The organism is Ruminococcus sp. (assembly GCF_017650195.1).
Classification (GTDB): domain Bacteria; phylum Bacillota; class Clostridia; order Oscillospirales; family Ruminococcaceae; genus Ruminococcus.
Map to the genome: position 1 here is coordinate 1 of NZ_JAGCFH010000241.1, position 6,249 is coordinate 6,249.

Genomic DNA, 6,249 nt, shown 5'->3' on the forward strand with positions numbered 1-6,249 from the left:
CTCCCAAGAAGGAAGAAAAGGCAGAGGAAAAGAAGCTCGAGTCTCCCAAGAAGGAAGAAAAGGCAGAGGAAATACCGCCTGTTGCTCCGAAAACTGAGGAAAAGGAAAAGAGATCCGAAGCAGAACTCAAGGACGATTACGAGAAATACGGCGACCTTATACATGACGAGAATATTGAGATAGACGACGTTTATAATATGGCTATCGACAAGAACGGTACTCTTGTAAAATACGTAGGCACTACGGAATCTATCACTATTCCCGATAAGGTAAATGTCATCGGAAAATATGCCTTCCGTGGCAATGAGACCGTAAAGCGCATAGTTATGTCGGATAGCGTTCGTACTGTGGAGAAATTCGCATTCTGTCACTGCTTCAACCTTGAGGAGATAGTATTTTCGCGTAGTCTTGAATCTATAGGCGAGAACGCATTCCTGAAATGTCTTAATCTCCGGGAACTCAGTTTCCCCGAGTCCCTCAAAAGGATAGGCAAGGGTGCTTTCGGACGTTGCAACTGTCTGGAAAGCGTGATACTTCCGGCTTATCTACAGAAGGTCAGCGACCTCATGTTCTTTTCCTGCAAGCGCCTGAGAAGAGTCGTTTTCTCCGGTGCGGTGGAAGCAATAGGCAACGCAGCATTTTCTGAGTGCTACAGCCTCAAAAAAGTAATTATCTCAGACTCTGTTCTCACTATCGGAGAGAGTGCCTTTTCATGGTGCAGATCGCTGGAATCTATAACTATCCCCGATAATGTTAAGACTATCAGCAACTGGGCGTTCTACGGATGTCAGAACCTTATGGATCTGAAAATAAGTATGTACACTAAGGACATAAAGGATGACGCATTTTGCGGATGTGAGAGCCTCTGCAATATAAATATCAGCGAATTTGACGATAAGAACATACCTCTTGGCCTTATAAGGAAGGGTCACAAGCAGACTATAAGGATACTTAAACAGGTCAACCGTAAAAGAGCGGAGCGTTATGCACGCGAGCACGGTTTCAGTACATTGTTCATATAACAGAAAGCAGGCATAAAGTCATTATGCCTGCTTTTCTGCTATATTATCAATGAAGGGAAAAATGAAAGGGAATTTAACTTTTTGGTGGTCAAAGGTAAACGTCCGGTGCCTTTAAACCTCCAAAATGTAATTTACCCAAATGAAAAAGGTCGTTATGTTCTTTCGATAAAGCCGCCTGTTTCAGCTTTATTTTTATTGTCGAAACCTCCGAAAACGCTGTCATGACCACCTTTGAAGCCGCCCTGTCTGTCGCCGGTCTCGTTTTCACCTTTATTGTTAGGAGTAAAGTTTTCGCTTGGCTTTCTGTTGGAATCGCTCCACTCTTTGAATTTTTCAGTAGCTCCGGATTCAGCATCAAATCCCTCAGGAGGCATGAAGTCACCGCTCTTGAATCCGTCGGGAGGTGTGAAATCTTCGCCTGAAAATCCATCGGGAGGGGTGAAGTCTCCATCAGGAGTTCCGTTAAAGCTGCCGTTTCCGTCTCTGCTGCCTCTGAAACCACCCATACCTCCGGGACCGCCCATCATGGACTGAGGTATTTCATCGACCTCCTCGCCGTTGACTATGATGATACCGCCATTGAATTCGGCTGATGTCTCATAGTCAAAAGAGGACAGCTGAGCAGTAACATCTATGGTACCGCCGTTTACGATGATAACTCCGTTCGAGTCTACACCATCGGTGTCACCCTGTCCCATAGTTATAGTGGTTTCACCGCCGTTGAACTCTATGACTATATCGCAGGCGGTGCTCTTGCGCGAAGCGTTGATGCCGTCGTCGGAAGCGTCGATATTGATATTTCCACCGTTTATCTGAACATAAGTAGCTTCAATGCCTTCGGATGAGGTGATATTGAAGGTGCCGCCATCTATCTGAACATAAGTTGTGCCCTGTATACCGTCGCTTAAGGAGTCTATCACAAAGCTGCCACCTGCGATATATATCTGACCGAGAGTATCGTCGTCAGAATTTTCACAGTTGAAGCCGTCCTTGTTGGTCTTTATGGTAAAGTCGCCGTTATATACGGACAGTGAATCGTTTGCTTCAAATGCGTCCTTTGCGGAGGTTACCTTGTATGTACCGCCTGTTACCTTGAGATCATCCTTGCAGGATATTCCGTTTGCATATGCGGAGTAAACTGAGAGAGTACCTGTGCCATTTAACACGAGATCTGATTTTGAGAAGATGACTGCATTTGTATTGGTTTCGCCGTCAGCTCTAAACTCATTGTTAACAGCAAGTATGTTTTCCTTTGCTGTTGTTGTGACAAATACCTTGTCCGCTGATACAATGTATACAGCAGGGAAGTCGTCATTTTCTATATCAGCTCCGTCAAGTACCAATTGTACCTTTGCGTCCTTGCCGGCGTCGATCTTTACGGTACAGTTTTTAGCGCTTCCGCTGAGGATATAAACTCCTTCCTCAGTGATATCAATGATCTTTCCGTCCTCTGCTGTCAGCTTCACCGCCGCAGACGTATCAGGAGACTGTGTCAGATCACGGTCTGAAAAGATATTTGATGTATTTATGACAGCTGCGGACAGACTCTTGTTTGATACTTTTTCAGCCTGAGAAGCTGTAGCCACTTCATCGGTATCCTCTGCTTCATTATATGTATTAGTCGTATTCTTTATTACATCAGAGCCTAAACCGTTCTGAGCCGAGCAGCTTGCAAAGGAACTGAGAGCCAATGTGAGGAACGCCAGTCCGGCAACAGTTTTTTTCCATGTATTTTTCATTGATATGCACCCTTTCATATATTTGAGTGTGGTTTTTTGTTTCCATGGTTATAATATACACCTTATTTTTGTGAATAAGCGTATTGTTAAGTGAAATAAAACGGAAAGCTTTGTGTGGAAAAAATCTCAAATGTGGAATTTAGTGCATATAATCTGACAGGAATGTGAAAATAACACATTTTTTTGCAAATTTGACTATTGACAACCCGTATCAAAAGTGATATAATACAAACAATAAATGCAGCGACGGAGAGAAGTATCACAGAATTTCGTTCCCAGAGAGTGCGAGCATGGTGTGAGCCGCATATCAGAGTCTGTGTGAATAACACTCCCGAGCAGCAAACCGAAAGGGTACGTTTTAGTGGGCATGCTGAAGGGCGGCTTTCTGAAAATGGTTGTTAAAAAACTCAGCTCTCCGAGTAGGGGCGACGTGTTCCGCACGTTACAGCGGCTCAAAAGTGATCGCTTTTGCGGTAATTCAGGTGGCACCACGGGTATATGCCCCGTCCTGTAGTTTCAGGACGGGGCTTTTTGTATTCCTGCTCGTCCTGTGCGAATTATATAATGAAAGGAAAAATTATTATGAAGCACATTGATGTCAAGGAGATAATCTCCACAAAAGATTATGTAGGCAAGCAGGTGACTGTATGCGGTTGGGTACGTACCTCTCGCAACTCCAAGAGCGTAGCCTTTGTCGAGGTTAATGACGGTACATCTCTCAAAAACGTTCAGGTTGTAGTTGACAAGGGCGACAGCGACTTCAAGGAACCTAGAGTAGGTATGTCCGTAAAGGTAACAGGTACAGCAGTCGAGGGAAGAAACGATACTATCGAGATAAATGCTGCTCCCGAGGGAATAACAGTACTCGGTGACGCTCCAACTGACTACCCCCTCCAGAAGAAGGGACATACCCTTGAATTTCTCCGTACTATCCCTCATCTCAGAGGCAGAACGAATACCTTCAACGCAGTATGGCGTGTACGTTCTGTACTTGCTGCTGCTATACACGAATACTTCCAGACACATAACTATGTCTATGTAAATACTCCTCTTATCACAGGTAGTGACTGTGAGGGAGCAGGAGAGATGTTCCAGGTAACTACTATCGGATACAGCAAGGACTACAAGAATGAGGAGGAGTACTACGCTAACGACTTCTTTGGCAGAAAGGCAGGACTTTCCGTATCTGGACAGCTTGAAGGAGAAATGGCGGCAATGGCTATGGGTAAGATCTATACCTTTGGTCCATCTTTCAGAGCCGAAAACTCAAATACTCCCAAGCACCTTGCAGAGTTCTGGCACGTCGAGCCAGAGGTTGCCTTCGCAGAGTTGGACGACGTTATCGAAATAGCCGAGAATATGCTGAAATACGTTATACGTAAGCTCCTTGATACCTGCCCTGACGATATGCAGTTCTTTGACGCTCATTTTGAAAAGGGACTTATCGCACGTCTTGAAGAGCTTATCTCTCACGATTTTGCAAGAGTAACTTATACAGAGGCTATTGAGCTTCTCAAGAAGTCCGGTGAGAACTTCGTATATCCTGTAGAGTGGGGGTGCGACCTTCAGACAGAGCACGAGAGATATCTCTCCGAGAAGGTATTCAAAAAGGCAGTATTCGTTACGGATTATCCAAAGGAGATAAAGTCCTTCTACATGAAGCAGAACCCCGACGGAAAGACAGTTGCAGCTGTTGACCTCCTTGTACCCGGAGTAGGCGAAATCATCGGTGGTAGTGAGCGTGAGGCTGATTATGAGAAGCTCATCGCTGCTATGAACGAGAGAAAGATGAACTTAGAACTCTACAGCGATTATCTCGACCTCAGAAAGTTCGGTTCAGTGCCTCACGGTGGCTTCGGTCTAGGTTTTGAGAGACTTATAATGTATACAACGGGTATGGCTAATATCCGCGACGTTATACTCTTCCCGAGAACAGTAGGTTCTATAAGATAATTTATCAATTTGCAGATAAATTATCAAGCCTTTTGCTATTAGCTTTTAGTTGTTGTTGGGTTTCGTTCCAACGTCTTGTCATAAAGTGACGTAGCTACTTTCTAATTTCTGACAGCTAACGGTGAATGGCTCAGGTAAGTACAGCCACAGGGAGCATCAATGGCGCTGTTTCCTGTAAAAATATCAAGTAAAGGAAAGTGATTATCATGTCAAGATCGCTGTATATCCCAGAGGGCTATAAATCATCCCTCACGCTGAGAGAAACTCAGCACGCAATAAAGTACATCAAGGACGTTTTCCAGCAGGCTCTCTCGTTCGCTCTTACTCTGGATAGGGTATCAGCTCCCCTTATCGTTAAAAAGGGAAGCGGTATCAATGACGACCTCAACGGAGTTGAGCGCAAGGTGGATTTCGACATTAAGGAGATTGCTGCGGAAGCAGAGGTAGTTCAGTCGCTGGCAAAGTGGAAGCGTATGGCTCTTTACCGCTATGGCTACAACGCAGGCGAGGGTATCTATACCGATATGAACGCTATCCGCCGCGACGACGATACGGACAATACTCATTCCATATTCGTTGACCAGTGGGACTGGGAAAAGGTCATAACTCGTGAGCAGAGAAATATACAGTTCCTAAAGGATACTGTAAAGTCGGTAGTCAAGGCTATAGCCTATACAAAGCGCAAGGTGAGCCTTCGCTATCCTCAGCTCATCACAAGTATTTGTGACGATCCTTATTTCATAACTACTCAGGAGCTGGAGGATATGTACCCTGATAAGACAAATCACGAGCGTGAAAGACTTATCACAAAGGAGCACAAGACAGTATTCCTAATGGGAATTGGTGGCAAACTTTCAAGCGGTGAGAAGCATGACGGAAGAGCTCCCGACTATGACGATTGGTCACTCAACGGAGATATACTCTTCTGGGACGAGGTACTTGACGATTCTCTTGAGATATCTTCAATGGGTATTCGCGTAGACGCTGAGTCGCTGAAAAAGCAGTTGGCAGAGTGTGGCGCCGAGGACAGAATGCAGTACAAGTACCACCAGATGATAGCAGACGGTACTCTGCCGCTTACTATTGGCGGCGGTATCGGTCAGTCAAGGCTGTGTATGCTTTTGCTTGAAAAGGCTCATATCGGTGAGGTACAGTCATCAATATGGTCCGACGAGATGATAGAGAAATGTGCAGCTAACGGTATCACTCTTCTTTGATTCGAGCTTTTAGCAGTTAGGTTATTAGTCTTTAGCTAATTGTAGGCGCTGATTTCCACATCAACCAGGCTTAAGCAATAGCATTTGAATGGGACGTCGTTCTTTATACACAACAGAAAGCCCGAAAGTGGTTCATAACTTTCGGGCTTCATTCTGTGCGCTCGGCAGCGCACGTTACTAAAGGGTGAAAGTCCCGAATCCGCCCGACAGTGGGAAGGATACAGCCAAAGCCAAGGGTGTCCATCGTGAGATGGAATCTGAAGGAAGGCGGAGGCAAAGCTCTGGTCTGACGAACAGAAATCACATACAGGCTATGAA

General features: G+C 45.2%; 4 protein-coding genes and 1 other annotated feature. Of the genes, 3 read left to right on the forward strand and 1 reads right to left on the reverse strand.

Annotation, left to right across the window (positions count from 1 at the left end):
• Positions 1-1,022, forward strand: a 1,022-nt coding sequence (locus tag J6U00_RS10975; RefSeq protein ID WP_296581817.1) for a leucine-rich repeat protein, incomplete at its 5' end; no start/stop codon positions are given.
• Between the two features lie 152 nt (positions 1,023-1,174).
• On the opposite strand, the gene J6U00_RS10980 is transcribed toward J6U00_RS10975, so the two are convergent.
• Positions 1,175-2,761: a carbohydrate-binding domain-containing protein gene (locus J6U00_RS10980; RefSeq protein ID WP_296581819.1), complete on the reverse strand. Its 1,587-nt coding sequence runs from the start codon at positions 2,759-2,761 to the stop codon at positions 1,175-1,177.
• Positions 2,762-2,995: 234 nt separating this feature from the next.
• Positions 2,996-3,275, forward strand: a binding site (T-box leader).
• 68 nt (positions 3,276-3,343) lie between these two features.
• Here J6U00_RS10980 and asnS point away from each other — a divergent pair.
• Positions 3,344-4,714, forward strand: coding sequence for an asparagine--tRNA ligase (gene asnS / locus J6U00_RS10985; protein WP_296581821.1), 1,371 nt, complete (start codon positions 3,344-3,346; stop codon positions 4,712-4,714).
• A gap of 206 nt (positions 4,715-4,920) precedes the next feature.
• A complete protein-coding gene (gene asnA / locus J6U00_RS10990) occupies positions 4,921-5,931 on the forward strand; it encodes an aspartate--ammonia ligase (protein ID WP_296581823.1) in 1,011 nt (336 codons plus the stop codon).
• Positions 5,932-6,249: the final 318 nt, after the last annotated feature.